Here is a 14,379-nt window from a genome sequence, read left to right as displayed (position 1 = left end):
GTTCCACTAGGCGGTGTGGACGGATTGCCGCAAGTTTAATTTCTGCGATTCCCAAATCAGTATTTGAATGATTCATGGGTTGCCGGTTTCAGAGGAGATCGGCGATGCTGACGAAGATGACAGAAGCGGACTGGGCGGTCGCACTTGAGGTTTTCCGCGCCTCGCTTCCGCGGCGGGGCGACAAGGGTCGAGATGACCGGCTGTTTTTGGAGGCCCTGCACTATTTCTCCGTCAACAATATCACCTGGCGCGGTCTGCCGGAGCGCTATGGACATTGGAACAGTGTCTGGAAGCGCTTTTCCCGATTGAGCAAGGCGGGTGTTTTTGAGATTTTCTTCGAGCACCTTGCCAGCCTGAGCACGTCGGCCGATCTGGTTCAGATGTTCGACAGCACCGTGGTGCGCGCGCATGTTTCGGTAGCAGGAGCAAAAGGGGGCAATATGGCCAAGCGCTTGGCCGCTCGCGAGGCGGCTTCTCGACCAAAATCCACCTGAAGACCGATTTCGACGGACATCCCATCGCCTTTGATCTGACCGGGGGCGAGAAAGGTGACGCTCCGCACTTTCCAATCCTGCTTGGCCTTGGCCCCGATGTAGATCCCCGCGCCGCCATGGGCGACAAGGGCTATGACAGCAAGGCTAACCGCCAGGCCGCAAGAAGGCGGGGTGCGGTTCCCGTCATTCCTTATCGTTCAACGGCAAAATCAAAGCCGACGTTCTTTCCCAAAGCGCTCTACAAAGGTCGCGCCCGCATCGAGCAAGCAATCGGAAAACTCAAGCGCTTCAAGCGCGTTGCGCTACGATGCGAGAAGACCAAACAAAATTTCTCCTCCATCGTCGCAATCGCCGCAGGCTTCATCTTGATCAAATCCGTCCACACTGCCTAGTTGAAGGCGGCCTGAATGACGAGATGCGGTTGCTTGAGGTTCCATGTCGACGCCAGATTTCACGCTCGATCTCAATAAGACAATTCGTATCTGAACTGCGTTCCGTTCGCCAAACATACACCCATTTCCCCTTTCGTGGAAAGCGATGGCGTCCTCCGGGCTTGTCGCAAAGATTTTTGCAGGGCGCGATTGTCCCCTATGCCGTGGGGTTTCAGACTTTGTTAACCTTTTGCAGCCCGAAGAGGCGCCCAAGCAGATCGTTCTGGTCGTTGACAGTCCAGCCACCGGAGAAGCCGAAGCCTTTCCTCAGCCACAGCATCGCCTCGAAACCGGCAATCGTTCGCCGCGCCGTGTTGAAGGATTGGAAGTCACCGATCTTTGGCATGTTCTTCTTTACCCGGAAATGGTCACTTTCGATGCCTTGCTGGAGGTGCTTGGTGACATAGTGCACAGGATCAGGATGCAGCAATCCGGCGTCAACCGACGTTTTGATCGTTGACGGGAAGGTATTGGCGCCGTCCGTGCCGATCTTTGTCGGCGACAACAAGGGCTCGTCTTTGAGCATCTTGCGGAAGAACCGCTTGGCGGCATCCAGATCTCGCTTCGCTGTCAGCAGGAAATCTACTGGGTTTCCGTATTTGTCGATGGCGCGATACAGGTATCGCCATTTGCCGCGGATCTTAACATAGGTCTCATCGACGCGAACCGATCCACAGTGTGGACGGCGGAACTGGCGCAGCCGCTTCTCGATCATCGGCGCATAAGCCAGAACCCAACGGTTGATGGTGCTGTGATCGACCTCGAATCCACGCTCGCGAAACATCTCTTCCAGATCTCGGTAGCTGAGCGGATAGCGAAGGTACCAAGTCACCGCCTGCACGATTAGCCATGCCTCGAAGTGCCGCCCCTTGAAATCATCTTTCGACTGGCGCTTTAGTTTTTCGGTAATGGCATTCAGAATCATTGGTACGCTCCACAACTTTCGGAGCGGCAATTTCTCTTCTGATGGTCAACATACCGTTAAACGCGGAAATTTGCGACAAGCCCAGCAGGTGTTACGGGCTTCGAAGTCACTTCGTGGAATGCTGTTTTTGCGCCCAAGGGGACGCCGCGTGAGGCATTGGATGTCCTCAATGGGGCACTTAAGGAGGTGCTTGCAGACGAGGGCATAAAAAAGCGCTTTGCAGACATAGGCGTTGAGGCACGATCGAGCGAACCGCAGGAAATCGGGAAGCGGCTCGCAGATGATATCGCGAAGTGGTCGTCGGTGATCGATCGTGCGGGAGTGCCGAAGCAGTAAGAACGGGTCTGCCTGGGTCCCCTATTCCATATCGGCTTTGGAATACTTGTCTATAATCTCAAGAAACTGGCGTTGAGGCGCAGTGGGCACCCAGTTGGCTCGAGTGGTGAGACCTATCGGGCGGGCCGTTTGCTCGAGATCGAGCGATATGGATGAAATGAGGCCGCGCGACAGTTCGGCTTGAGCTTGGCGGTATGAGATGCATCCGAGGTGATCGGTTGTCAGCAGCAGTTCCCGCATTAGGATAAGCGAAGCCGATTCCACGATGCTGTCCGGACGACAGTTCCACCGTTCGAACATGCCATCGAACTGTGCACGAATGGGCGTACCTTGCAGTCCGACGATCCAGGGGTATTCCACGAGCCTATCAGCTCGCACGGGCATATCTTTCAGTATCGGATGAGATTTCCCGGCAACGATCACAATTGTGTCGCTGAAGAGAAATGTTTGCTTAACGTCGGCGATCGGAAGTGGGTCGCGAAGCGCGCCAATCAGGAAATCGATCTCACCTCGACGCAGGCCGGCCAGGAGTTCGGCGTAAGGTCCGTCGACAATTTGAATTGTGATCCTTCTGCGCCAATTGCGAAATTCGGCGATGGCTCTTGGCAGTAAATACGAACGCGACAGCGGTAGAGCACCAACAACGATCTTCCCAACCTCTTCCGACCGCGTTTCCGCCAGATCGACTTCCGCCTGTACAAGTTCGGCAAAGGCGAGCCTTGCCGCCTCGGCAATGCTGACAGCCTGTTTCGTCGCTATGATGCCGTAAGATGTCCGCTCGAACAGTGGCTTGGCCGCCTCTGCCTCCAATTGTGTTACGGCGCGATGGACGGTGGGCTGTGCCAGACCGAGCCTACGGGCCGCCAGCGTAAAGTTGCCGGCTTCCTTGACCGCGATCAGCGCTTCAAGCTGGGATGTGGTTGCGATAAGTTTCAGCCGTGGACTGAGCTCGGCGAGGGCTGGATCGAGAAAATCGAAGGCGCGCCGCACACGCCGCTCCAGAACCCGGCCTTCGGTATTGGGAAAAAGTCCCTGCGCCGTGCGCTCGAACAGCGGCGTCTTCAAAATGCGCTCGATCTTCGAAAGTGCCTGGGTGACTGCAGGTTGCGACAGATAGCAAAGCGCCGCCGCCCGGGTTACCGAATTGGTGTCGGCAACCGCGAGGAAAACCCGCAGATGTCGAAGATTATGTTGAACGTTCGATGCGGTCTGAACCAGGGTCACGTCGAGAGGGATTTCAATATTGCATCTGCCCGCCCGGTCAGGCTGGCGTCGGTGATTTCGGCGTCGAGTTCGCCAAGTTGGCTTTGCCAGTCCACGGTGGCAAGCGCCATGCGATTTGGCAGTGACAATTCTTCCAACGTGGCCGCGACCTCCCGCATCTCCGCTGCCCGCCTTTTGCCGTGCACGAGCATCCGTTCGAGATTGTAGGCGGAACGCGCGGTCCAGTCTATGCCGGGATCGGAAGCCTGCAGCGAAGCCAGCACCTGCTTTTCGACGCCTGCGCGACGGGCGGCCAGCATGCACTCGGCAGTCAATGCCTCCAGCCCCTTGATCATCACCGATCGCAACATCTTGATCGACGATGCCTCGCCGATCCTTTCGCCTGCAATGTTCGCCCTCATCCCGAGTTCGGCCAGTACGGCATGGGCCGCGGGGGCAGACGGGCCGGAAAGAAGCAGTGGCGTGCGGTGCTTTGCCGGATGGACCGGTGACATCACCGCGACATCGACGTAACGGACGCCTGCCTGCTCGATGCGTGCAGCGGCGGCCTGCTTGGTTGCCGGCGAACAGGAATTGCAGTCGAGATAAAGCCTGCTTTTGTCGAGAAACGGTAGGGTCGCCTCCGCTGCTTCCAGGGCGCGGTCGGCGGTGACGAGGCTGAAGATCACCGATTTTCCCTTGAACGCCGCCGCGCGGCTGCCGGCACAGAGGACGCCGAGTGCCGCGCAGGCATCGATAAGCGTATTGTGCTGGCCGGGGTCCTCGATCTTCAGATCGAACGTGCTGATCGTACCCAATCGTTGCGGCTCGATCTCGCTTCGCCAGCCGGATATGAAGGCCTGAGCCGCTTCGCCATAGCCCAAGGTCGCAATGCTGAACATGCCGTCTCCTTGGCCAGGGCCATGACCGCCCGGCCGCAACACTCAAGGAAGGAGAAGCGCGGCTGCCGCGCCTCTCGATGTCATTGCGATCCTGGTTTTACTGCGCCGGATCCTTGACCTTTTCATAGGTCTTGAACTCGGTGTTGTAGAGGTCGCCGCCGACACGTTCGACCATGCGCATATAGATGTTCTGCACGATGTCGCGGGTGTCCGGGTCGATCGAGATCGGACCGCGCGGGCTGTTGAGCGACATGCCCTTTGCGGCATCGACGAACGTATCTCCGCCTGCATCGCCCTTCGTCTTGTCGAGCGTCTTGTAGATGAGGTCGAGCGCGTCCCAGGCGGCGGCAGCCACCATGTTGGGTCGCATGCCGTCATTGGCTTTCTTGAAGGCTTCGACGAAGCTCTTGTTTTCGGGCGAAACGTGGTTGGTGGAGTAGGGTCCGCCGGTGATGACGCCGATGGCAGGGTCACCCATGCTGTTAAGGATATCGTCATCCGTGACGTCGGCCATGGCGATGACCTTGATGCCCGATTTGTCGAGGCCGCGCTCGACGAACTGCTTCATGAAGGCAGCACCTGCGCCGGTCGGAACGAAGACGAACAGCGCTTCGGGCTTTTCGTCGGCCGCACGCTGCAGAAAGGGTGCGAAATCCGGATTAGCAAGCGGTACCTTCAGCTTGGAGGTCACCGTGCCGCCATTCGCCTCGATGGCCTTGGCGAACCATTCCTCGGCATCCTTGCCCGGACCATAGTCGGAGACGATGCTGACGAACTTCTTGGAACCGTTTTCAGGCGCCCATTTGCCGATGACGCTGGCGACCTGCGGGATCGTCCAAGACGTGCGGATCATATAGGGCGAAGCCTTCATGATCGAGGATGTCGCGGCCACCATGATCACCTGTGGGATCTTGGCGCGCTTCGACAGCTGCGCGACCGCAAGAGCCGTCGGCGTATTGCCGAAACCGGTCAGGATGGAAACCTTGTCGTTGGTCACCAGTTCCTGCGAGATGCGCAGCGCGTTGTCCGGAACGCTGCCGTCGTCCTTGACGACGAATTCGACCGTCTTGCCGCCGGCCTTCTCGCCGTGCGTCACCACGAAAGCCTTCAGGGCGGCATTGATCTGACGTCCGTTGGACTGGAACCCGCCAGTCAGCGGGATGACGACGCCGACCTTGACCGCGTCTTCGGCCCGAAGGGCGGGTGCCGAACCCGCCATGAGTGCGATTGCTGCAATCGCACCGGTCATAAATCTGTTCATTCGCATTGCTCTCTCCCTCCTTGTTGTTTTCCGTCATTCACGCGCCGGTCATTCCCTCTGGCCGACGCGCTCATTCTCCTGCGCCGACCCCCAGGAACCGCGACAGGGTCTGCCGGTCCTCGGCGAGTGCCAGGCTGTCGCCGGCATGGGCGACGCTGCCGCGGTCGAGGATGATCGCCGCGTCGGTGATCGCCAGGATCTGCTGCGCATGTTGTTCGACGATGATGGCCGCCATGCCCTCGTCGCGGACGATCCGGCGAATGGCGGCAAGCAATTCCTCGACGATGATCGGCGCCAGGCCCTCGGTCGGCTCGTCGAGCAGCAGCACCTTGGGGTTCAGCACCAGCGCCCGGGCGATCGACAGCATCTGCTGTTCTCCGCCGGACAACTGATTGCCGAAATTGCTGCGGCGTTCCTGCAGGCGCGGAAACAGCGCGTACATGGACGCAAGCGTCCACTTGCCCGGCCGGGCGACCGCGGTGATGTTTTCCTCGACGGTCAGAGACCGGAATATGCCGCGCTCCTGGGGCACCCAGCCGATCCCGGCCTCGACGCGGCGCTCCGGCGCCATTCTGGTCAGGTCGGTCCCGTCGAGGCTGATACGGCCGCCATGATGGCGGGTCAGGCCGACCACCGTGTTGAGCAGTGTCGTCTTGCCGGTGCCGTTGCGCCCGAGCAACGCCAGCGCCTTGCCCCGCTCGAGTGTCAGGTCGACGCCGTGGATCACCGTCGCCTTGCCATATCCCGCCGAAAGCGTTTCGATCCGCAACAGTTCAGCCATGATCGGCGCCTCCGAGATAGACCTCTTTCACCCGCTGGCTTTTCGAGATTTCGTCGACGGATCCTTCGGCAAACAGTGCACCGGCCACGAGAACCGAGATGCGGTTAGCGAAGTTGAAGACGAGATCCATGTCGTGTTCGATCAGGAGAATGGAGACATCCGCGGGAAGGGCGGCAATCCTTGCCATTACCTCCTTGCGGTCGGCCTCGGGAACGCCGGCCGCAGGTTCGTCGAGAAGCAGGACCTTCGGTTTGCAAGCAACCGCAAGCGCGATTTCCAGCAGCCGCTGCTTGCCATAGGGCAGGTTCGAGCATTGCTGGTCGAAAACGGTTTCAAGGCCGAAATCCCGCAGCAGCGAGGCAATCTCGCCCTCGATGCCGGCGACCTTCGACACGGGCTTCAAACAGTTCCAACCCCGCCCGTCGCGTTCGTTGATTACAAGCGCGAGGCTTTCGACGACAGTGATGCCGGCGAAGAGCTGGTTGATCTGGAAGGTGCGTGCCAGACCGCGCCGGACACGCCGTTCCCGGTTCAGCCCGGTGACACTGACGCCGTCTAGGAACACGTCGCCGCTGGAGGGGCGCAGTACACCGGTCAGCAGGTTGATGAAGGTCGTCTTGCCGGCGCCGTTCGGACCGATCAGCGCATGGCGCGCGCCTTTTTCGAGACGGAAGCTGACATCGGTCGTCGCCTGCAGCGCGCCAAACAGCTTGTGGAGATTTCTGGTTTCCAGCGCGACAGCAGTCATGACGCCTTGCCTTCGCTTTTGACGGATGGAGCCGGCGCAGCCTTCCGGAGGCGGATCGACCGCAGGCGCGCCTGCAAGGCTTCGACCAGCTGGCGCGGACGGTGCCGGCCGATGATGACGAAGGCGATCAGCAGCAGGCCCAGCCAGAACTGCCAGTATTGCGGTGTCAGCGATGACAGCAGATCCTGGATGACCTTGTAGACGAGGGCGCCGATCAGGCCGCCATAAAGATATCCGGTGCCGCCGATGACGAGAACCATCAGTCCGTCGGCGGATTTCTGGAAGGACAGGACATCGAGCGAGATGAACTGCTGCGTCTGGGTGAAAAGCGCACCAGCAATGCCGGCATAGGCGCCCGACAGGGTATAGATCGCAACGAGACGCGCCTTGACCGGAATGCCGATTCCCGAGGCCCGCAGGGGATTGTCGCGGATCGCCTTCAACGAATAACCGAAAGGCGAGGCGACGATGACGCGCGCAATGACGAAGAGCACGAACAGCACGGCAAGGCTGTAGGCATAACCGGTATGTCCGTAGAAATCGAACTCGTAGCGGCCGAACAGCGGCTCGATGGTGATACCCTGCAGACCGTCGGCGCCACCGGTCAGCCAGCTTGTCTGGTTGGCGAGCTCGTGAAGAACGGCGGCGACGCCGAGCGTTACCATCAGGCGTGTCAGGTCAGCGCCGCGCAACAGGAGAAAACTCGTCGGCAGTGCCACCGCGGCACCCGCCAGTGCTGCGACAAGGAGCCCGGTCAGAGGTTCGCCGCTGACATAGATCGAAAATAGCCCGCTGGCATAGGCGCCGACGCCATACATGGCGGCCTGACCGAGCGTGACGATGCCGGCATAACCCAGCACGAGGTCGATCGACAGCGCCAGAACCGCAAAACCGACGACTTCCGTCAGGATGAGATGTTCCGCCGGTGCCAGGAACCAGGCCGCGACGGCGGCGATCCAGAAGCCGATCTCAAGCAGCGACCAGCGGCTGTTCCGGCGCATGTTGGCCTGGATATTTGCCGGGGTGAGGGGAGTTTGCGTGTTGTCGCGCGACATCAGCCCGCCCTCGAAAACAGGCCCTGCGGGCGCAAAACCAGCACCGCGACGAGGACGATATAGATGATGAAGCCGCCGAGCGACGGCACGTAATATTTGCCGAGAACATCGGCGACGCCGAGCAGGATCGAGGCGACCAGCGGGCCGGTCATGCTCGACGTTCCCCCGACCGACACGACGATCAGGAAATAGACCATGAACTTCAGCGGAAAGGTCGGATCGAGACCGAGGATCTCGGCGCCAAGCGCACCGCCGAGCCCGGCCAGGCCCGAGCCGACGGCAAAGGTTACGGCAAAGATCGTGTTGACCCTTATGCCGACGCCGCGGGCGACGCGCCTGTCATCCACCGAGGCGCGCAGGCGGCTGCCGAAACGCGTACGCGCCAGGATGATCTGCAGCACGGCTGCAAGAATACCGCAGGTGACAATCAGAAAGGCGCGATAAATACCGATCCCCATGCCGAGAATGCTGATCCGGCCGCGCAGAAAATCCGGGAGATTGAGGATCTGTTGCTGCGAACCCATGACGTAATCGATGCCGGCGACGGCGACGAAGACGATACCGATCGAAAACAGCACCTGGTCGAGATGGCTCTTGTCGTAAAGGCGGCAGTAGAGCGTTTTTTCCAGAATGCCGCCGGCCAGTGCCGTGACGATGAAGGCGGCAGGCAGCGACAGAAGAAAGGGAACGCCCAGACGATTGGTCAGGATGACGGTGACATAACCACCCGCCATTGCAAAGGCACCATGGGCGAGATTGATGAAGTTCATCAGGCCAAGGGTGACAGCCAGTCCGCACGACAGCACGAACAGCAGCATCCCATAGGCAAGCCCATCGAATAGAAGGGTCAGCATTTTTCCTCCCGGCATTGCCGCCTGCATGAAGGCGGATCGAACTCTCTCCATGGCGCGGCCAGCAGGGCCGGGCCAGTTCGAGGCTTAAGGCTGACGGGAAGAGCGCCGAATTCCTATTTCAAACTCATCGCGGCTCCATAAGAAAAAGCTATACACAATCGAGGTGCGACGGCGCCCGGTATAGCTAAAAATTATTGGAAGCGCCGAATTTCCAAATTGGCAAATCTACTTCCGGGGCGTGAAAGTCGTTGCCATCAGGAAGGAGACTATCCCATGTCAGAGAAAAAGACGGCACTTGTCATCAGTGCGCATGCGGCAGATTTTGTGTGGCGCTGTGGGGGCGCGATCGCATCGCATGCCGAGCGGGGATACAATGTCACGGTCGTATGCCTGTCGTTCGGCGAACGCGGCGAATCGGCAAAGCTGTGGAAGCAGCCGGACATGACGCTTGAGCGGGTCAAGGATGCGCGCCGCTTGGAGGCCGAAAGGGCTGCCAAGGCGCTCGGGGTCCACGATCTCATAAGCTTCGATCTCGGAGATTATCCGTTGCGGCTGACAGACGAGGACAAATATCGGCTGGTCGATGTCATCCGCGACGTACAGCCGTCCTTCATGCTCAGCCACTCGCAATACGACCCCTATAATACCGATCATATGTATGCTACGCAGGTGGCGCTCGAAACGCGCATGATCGCCCAGGCTTGGGGCCACAAGCCGGGTGAAAAAGTGCTTGGCGCACCACAGCTTTATCTGTTCGAGCCGCATCAGACGGAACAGATGGGATGGAAGCCCGACGTCTTCCTCGATATCACTTCAGTCTGGGAGAAGAAGCGCGCGGCGATCGAATGCATGGAGGGGCAAGAGCATCTGTGGGAATTCTACACCCGCGTCGCCCAGAACCGCGCCAATCATTTCCAGCGTAATTCCGGCGGGCAGTCGGGCGGCCGCGCAGCCAAATATGCCGAAGGTTTCCAGTCCGTATTCCCGAAAACGGTCGACGAACTCTGAGAAACCGACAGGAGGAGGAAAATGGAATCGTGCTTTGACATCGCGCATCTGGCGCATGTCGAGATGTATTCGGACAGGTTCGAAGACAGTCTCGATTTCTTCATCAACGTCTATGGCCTGACCCTCACCGAAAGGGACGAGAACTCGGCCTATCTGCGGGCCTGGGACGATTACGAGTTCCATTCGCTGAAGCTCACCCGGCACACGACGACCGGCGTCGGTCATATCGCCTACCGGGCGTCGTCTCCCGAGGCGCTTGCCCGGCGCGTCAACGTGATCGAAGCGAGCGGCTACAAGGTGATCGGCTGGGTCGAGGGCGATCTCGGCCATGGCCGGGCTTTCCGCTTCGAAGATCCTTTCGGGCATGTCTTCGAGATCTATTTCGATACCGTGCGCTACAATCCGCCGACTGAAGAGCGGCCGAGGCTGAAAAATCTGGCGCAGCGCTTTCATGGTCGCGGCTGCCATCCGCGCCGGCTCGATCACCTCAATCTCCTGGCCGCCGACGTGTCCGAGTTCCGCCGTTTCATGCAAACCTGCCTCGGCTCGCGCGTGACGGAAATGATCCAGCTCGACAACGGTCGTGTCGGTGGCTGCTGGTTCACCGTCAACAACAAGACCTATGACCTTGCCTGCACGGAGGAACACGGGCGCGGCAATGGCCGGCTGCACCACGTCACCTATGCGACCGATACCCGCGAAGACATCCTGCGGGCCGCCGACATCTTTTTGGAAAACGGCGTCCATATCGAAACAGGGCCGCACAAGCATGCCATCCAGGGTACCTTCTTCCTCTACGTCTGGGAGCCTGCCGGCAATCGCGTCGAGCTTGCCAATTCCGGTGCCAGGCTGATCCTCGCGCCGGATTGGGAGCCCGTCGTCTGGACGGAGGCGGAGCGCAAGAAGGGGCAGGCCTGGGGCCTGAAGACCATCGACACATTCCACACGCACGGCACGCCGCCGGCAGACAAAAAAGGAGCCTGACCATGGGCGTTGTGATCCAGAACATCGAGCGCGCCAGCGCCGAGGTAGTCGAGCGACTGGCCAAGGCGGGCGTTGCGACCGTGCACGAGGCGCAGGGGCGCCGGGGCATGTTGGCAAGCCATATGCGGCCGATCTGGTCCGGCGCGCAGATCGCCGGATCGGCGATCACCATTTCGGCCCCTCCGGGGGACAACTGGATGATCCATGTGGCGATCGAGCAGATCCGCGACGGCGATATCCTCGTTCTGGCGCCGACCTCCCCTTGCGAGGACGGCTATTTCGGCGATCTTCTGGCGACCTCGGCAATCGCGCGAGGCTGCAAGGGCCTCATCATTGATGCCGGCGTGCGTGATATCGTTGATCTGACGCAGATGGGGTTCCCTGTCTGGTCGAAGGCCGTGTCCGCCCAAGGAACGGTCAAGGAAACGCTCGGCTCCGTCAACATCCCGATTGTCTGCGCCAACGCGGCAATCGAGGCAGGTGACATCATTGTGGCCGACGACGACGGCGTCTGCGTCGTCAAGCGGGCAGAGGCCGAGGCGGTGGCCACCGCCGCAGATAAACGTGTTGCCAACGAGGATGCCAAGCGCAAGCGGCTTGCCGCCGGTGAACTTGGCCTCGACATCTACGACATGCGCGGCAGGTTGGAAGAAAAGGGCCTCAAATATGTATGAGGACGGCATTCCCTGCCTCTGGATGCGGGGAGGCACATCCAAAGGCGCCTATTTCCTGGCCCAGCATCTGCCGGCCGATCCTGGAGAGCGCGACGCCTTGCTGCTGCGGGTCATGGGGTCTCCTGACCCGAGGCAGATCGACGGCATCGGCGGTGCTGATCCTTTGACCTCGAAAGTGGCGGTCTTGTCGCCTTCCAGCCGCACGGATGCGGATGTCGACTATCTCTTTCTGCAGGTCTTCGTCGATCAGGCCCTCGTCAGTGACAAGCAGGGATGCGGGAATATCTTGGCCGGTGTCGGTCCAGCGGCGATCGAGCGCGGCCTTGTGGCGGTGGCGGGCGATGTGACGCCGGTCCGCATCCATATGGTGAATTCGGGGGAGGTCGCCGTGGCGCAGGTCGAGACCCCTTCGGGCAAGGTGAACTACAAGGGCGACGCCGTGATTGCAGGTGTGCCGGGAAGCCATGCCGCGGTGCCACTGCTGTTCACCAATATTGCCGGATCGATGTGCGGCGCGCTCCTACCGACCGGAAACGAGGTCGATCTGATCGATGGCATCGAAGCGACGCTGATCGACAATGGCATGCCCTGCGTCATCATGCGTGCATCCGATTTCGAGCTGTCCGGAGAGGAGACGCGCGAGGAGATCGAGACGAATGCGGCTCTTAGGGACCGTATCGAGGCCATTCGACTCAAGGCAGGGCCGCTTATGAACCTCGGCGATGTCGAGGCGGCATCAGTTCCCAAGATGACGCTCGTTTCCGCGGCCAGACAAGGCGGCGCGATCAGCACCCGCAGCTTCATTCCGCATCGCGTGCATGCATCCGTTGGCGTCCTGGCGGCCGTCACGGTTGCGACGGCGACACGGCTTGCCGGCTCTCCGGCGTATGAATTGGTCGATAGACCGAGCGACGGACGCTACCGTATCGAGCATCCGACCGGCGATATGGAAGTCTTTCTCGATCTCGATCAGGACGGTTCCATCAGAGGAGCCGGCACCATTCGAACGGCGCGTATGCTGTTCGACGGACGCGTCTTCCCGGCGGGATGATCCAGGAATACGGAAAATGGGCAGGGCGACAAACATTGGGCATCTGATTCAGGCGCGTATTCATTGGGAAAGCAAATGCCAAGGTGCGAAAAATCCTGATTGGACACATCGTGGCAAACCATCAAAATTGGACTTCGAGAGGCGAGGATTAGTCATCAACCTGCCCGATTTGCATCAAGTCGTGAGGTAAGATGGCCTTGAGGACATATCCATAAGGCCAGTTTTGTACGGACGTTCGTTCCTTGGGAGGGGCCAACGTAGCGAACAGTTGAATGTTGAGATCATGGGAGGAGACCTGATGCTGCAGCATTACTTTCGGCCGGAGTACCGGCAAGCGTTTCTTTTGGCCGCGTCGGCCGCGATAATGTTAATAGCAAGCCGACCGCAGGAGGTGCGTGCCGACGATTTCGTGGCATCCGCGAGCAAGACGCTCGTGGAAACGAACAAGGGCAAGTTGATCGGCGCCTTTGACGGCGGGATCTACAGCTATCTCGGGGTGCCCTATGCACAGGCCGAACGCTTCATGCCGGCCCAGGAGGTCAATCCCTGGAAGGGTGCCCGCCCGGCGGTGAGCTATGGCGAGAATTGCTTCATACCACAGATGACCAGCGTTGCGGGAGACGAGCTCTTCAATCCGCATCGCTACATGCCGATGAGTGAAAGTTGCCAGTTTCTCAACGTCTGGACGCCGAGCATCAAGGACAAGAAGAAGCGGCCGGTCATGGTGTGGATCCATGGCGGTGGTTTCACCAACGGTTCGGGCATCGAGCTGACCTCTTACGACGGTAACAATCTCAGCAAGTCCGGCGATGTCGTCGTGGTGACGCTCAATCACCGACTCAACGTGCTGGGTTTTCTCGATCTTTCAGCCTATGGCGGCAAGTACAAGACTTCCGGAAATGCCGGGGTCAGCGATTTGGTCGCCGCACTGAAATGGGTCAACGAGAATATCGCCGCTTTCGGCGGCGATCCTGAGAACGTCACGATTTTCGGCCAGTCCGGTGGCGGCTACAAGGTGCGGGCGCTGATGGGCACGCCTTCGGCCAAGGGCCTGTTCGAAAAGGCCATCGTGCAGAGCGGCTCTCGTGTGGATTCGGTCACCGACCAGGTCTCCGCCCGCAAGGTGGCGGAGCTTACGCTTGCAAATCTCGGCCTCAAGCCGGACGAGGCCGACAAACTGGCAACGGTCGACTACTACAAGCTCCTGGCCGCCTCCGACAAGGCGATCAAGGACGCGACGGCGCAAGGCGCAAAGGATGCCCGCTATGCGCCGGTCGAGGATGGCGATTTTATTCCGCAAAACCCCGTCGGCACGAGCTGGGTCGATCAGGCGCACGACATTCCGCTGATGGTCGGCAATACGCTCAACGAGTTCGAGACTGTGATCCGCAACAAGTCGGCCGATCTTCTGGCCGACAACAAGAACGACTGGGACAAGGCCAAAGCGCTGGAGAAGCTGAAACAGCGTTTCGGCGACAAGGCCGATGCCGTCGGAAAGGCATTTGCTGCTGCCTATCCGGAAAAGAAGCTTGGCGACGCATTTTTCATCGACACCTATTTCCGGCCGGGCGCCATCCGGGATCTCGACCTGAAGCAGACGGGGTTTCATGGTGTCTCCTCGAATAGGTTCTGAAACGAGAAAGCCCGGCTGCGGGAACCGGGCTTTGGATCT

The 14,379-nt window shown here is 59.9% G+C and carries 14 protein-coding genes and 2 pseudogenes; 8 read left to right on the top strand and 8 right to left on the bottom strand.

Annotated elements, in window-relative coordinates; all coding sequences use genetic code 11:
* Window positions 1–104: 104 nt before the first annotated feature.
* Both AVCG78_RS24995 and AVCG78_RS24990 read left to right on the top strand, forming a co-directional pair.
* Complete coding sequence (locus AVCG78_RS24995; protein WP_156583139.1) at window positions 105–494, top strand: transposase; 390 nt, start codon at window positions 105–107, stop codon at window positions 492–494.
* Window positions 473–886, top strand: a pseudogene (locus AVCG78_RS24990) (transposase); the annotation flags it as partial. The gene AVCG78_RS24995 and the pseudogene AVCG78_RS24990, both read left to right, overlap by 22 nt.
* A gap of 211 nt (window positions 887–1,097) precedes the next feature.
* Here the strand turns inward: AVCG78_RS24990 and AVCG78_RS24985 are convergent.
* Entirely contained in the window at window positions 1,098–1,850 is a 753-nt protein-coding gene (locus AVCG78_RS24985; protein ID WP_071204890.1) for an IS6 family transposase, read from the bottom strand.
* A gap of 138 nt (window positions 1,851–1,988) precedes the next feature.
* Between AVCG78_RS24985 and AVCG78_RS24980 the strand changes: the two are divergent.
* Window positions 1,989–2,186 (top strand): annotated as a pseudogene (locus AVCG78_RS24980) (tripartite tricarboxylate transporter substrate binding protein); the annotation flags it as partial.
* Between the two features lie 21 nt (window positions 2,187–2,207).
* On the opposite strand, the gene AVCG78_RS24975 reads toward AVCG78_RS24980, so the two are convergent.
* From AVCG78_RS24975 to AVCG78_RS24945, 7 genes are all read right to left on the bottom strand, one after another.
* The gene (locus AVCG78_RS24975) at window positions 2,208–3,410 is read right to left on the bottom strand and encodes a LysR family transcriptional regulator (protein ID WP_071584705.1); all 1,203 of its coding nucleotides are present in this window, start codon (window positions 3,408–3,410) and stop codon (window positions 2,208–2,210) included.
* Window positions 3,407–4,291: an NAD(P)-dependent oxidoreductase gene (locus AVCG78_RS24970; protein WP_071584704.1), complete on the bottom strand. Its 885-nt coding sequence runs from the start codon at window positions 4,289–4,291 to the stop codon at window positions 3,407–3,409. Before AVCG78_RS24970 ends, AVCG78_RS24975 begins: the two co-directional genes overlap by 4 nt.
* A gap of 97 nt (window positions 4,292–4,388) precedes the next feature.
* A complete protein-coding gene (locus AVCG78_RS24965; protein WP_071584703.1) occupies window positions 4,389–5,558 on the bottom strand; it encodes an ABC transporter substrate-binding protein in 1,170 nt (389 codons plus the stop codon).
* A 64-nt stretch (window positions 5,559–5,622) separates the two neighbouring features.
* Window positions 5,623–6,333, bottom strand: coding sequence for an ABC transporter ATP-binding protein (locus AVCG78_RS24960; RefSeq protein ID WP_071584702.1), 711 nt, complete (start codon window positions 6,331–6,333; stop codon window positions 5,623–5,625).
* Window positions 6,326–7,081, bottom strand: coding sequence for an ABC transporter ATP-binding protein (locus AVCG78_RS24955; RefSeq protein WP_071584701.1), 756 nt, complete (start codon window positions 7,079–7,081; stop codon window positions 6,326–6,328). The genes AVCG78_RS24960 and AVCG78_RS24955 overlap by 8 nt, the downstream gene beginning before the upstream one ends.
* Complete coding sequence (locus AVCG78_RS24950) at window positions 7,078–8,136, bottom strand: branched-chain amino acid ABC transporter permease (protein WP_071584700.1); 1,059 nt, start codon at window positions 8,134–8,136, stop codon at window positions 7,078–7,080. Before AVCG78_RS24950 ends, AVCG78_RS24955 begins: the two co-directional genes overlap by 4 nt.
* The gene (locus AVCG78_RS24945; protein ID WP_087730408.1) at window positions 8,136–8,990 is read right to left on the bottom strand and encodes a branched-chain amino acid ABC transporter permease; all 855 of its coding nucleotides are present in this window, start codon (window positions 8,988–8,990) and stop codon (window positions 8,136–8,138) included. The genes AVCG78_RS24950 and AVCG78_RS24945 overlap by 1 nt, the downstream gene beginning before the upstream one ends.
* A 273-nt stretch (window positions 8,991–9,263) precedes the next feature.
* Here AVCG78_RS24945 and AVCG78_RS24940 point away from each other — a divergent pair, with 273 nt between their 5' ends.
* The 5 genes from AVCG78_RS24940 to AVCG78_RS24920 all read left to right on the top strand — a co-directional run bounded on the left by AVCG78_RS24940 (window position 9,264) and on the right by AVCG78_RS24920 (window position 14,340).
* Entirely contained in the window at window positions 9,264–9,998 is a 735-nt protein-coding gene (locus AVCG78_RS24940) for a PIG-L deacetylase family protein (RefSeq protein ID WP_071584698.1), read from the top strand.
* A gap of 21 nt (window positions 9,999–10,019) precedes the next feature.
* Complete coding sequence (locus AVCG78_RS24935) at window positions 10,020–10,982, top strand: VOC family protein (protein WP_071584697.1); 963 nt, start codon at window positions 10,020–10,022, stop codon at window positions 10,980–10,982.
* A 2-nt stretch (window positions 10,983–10,984) separates the two neighbouring features.
* Complete coding sequence (locus AVCG78_RS24930) at window positions 10,985–11,656, top strand: 4-carboxy-4-hydroxy-2-oxoadipate aldolase/oxaloacetate decarboxylase (protein ID WP_071584696.1); 672 nt, start codon at window positions 10,985–10,987, stop codon at window positions 11,654–11,656.
* Window positions 11,649–12,707 (top strand): 4-oxalomesaconate tautomerase, encoded by a 1,059-nt coding sequence (locus tag AVCG78_RS24925; RefSeq protein ID WP_071584695.1) that lies wholly within the window; start codon window positions 11,649–11,651, stop codon window positions 12,705–12,707. Before AVCG78_RS24930 ends, AVCG78_RS24925 begins: the two co-directional genes overlap by 8 nt.
* Before the next feature lie 268 nt (window positions 12,708–12,975).
* Entirely contained in the window at window positions 12,976–14,340 is a 1,365-nt protein-coding gene (locus AVCG78_RS24920; protein ID WP_234796121.1) for a carboxylesterase/lipase family protein, read from the top strand.
* The last annotated feature ends 39 nt before the right edge of the window (window positions 14,341–14,379 follow it).

This window comes from Gillisella vitis (genome assembly GCF_021559775.1).
Lineage (GTDB): Bacteria > Pseudomonadota > Alphaproteobacteria > Rhizobiales > Rhizobiaceae > Allorhizobium > Allorhizobium ampelinum.
This window is presented reverse-complemented; position numbering and strand designations above follow the sequence as displayed.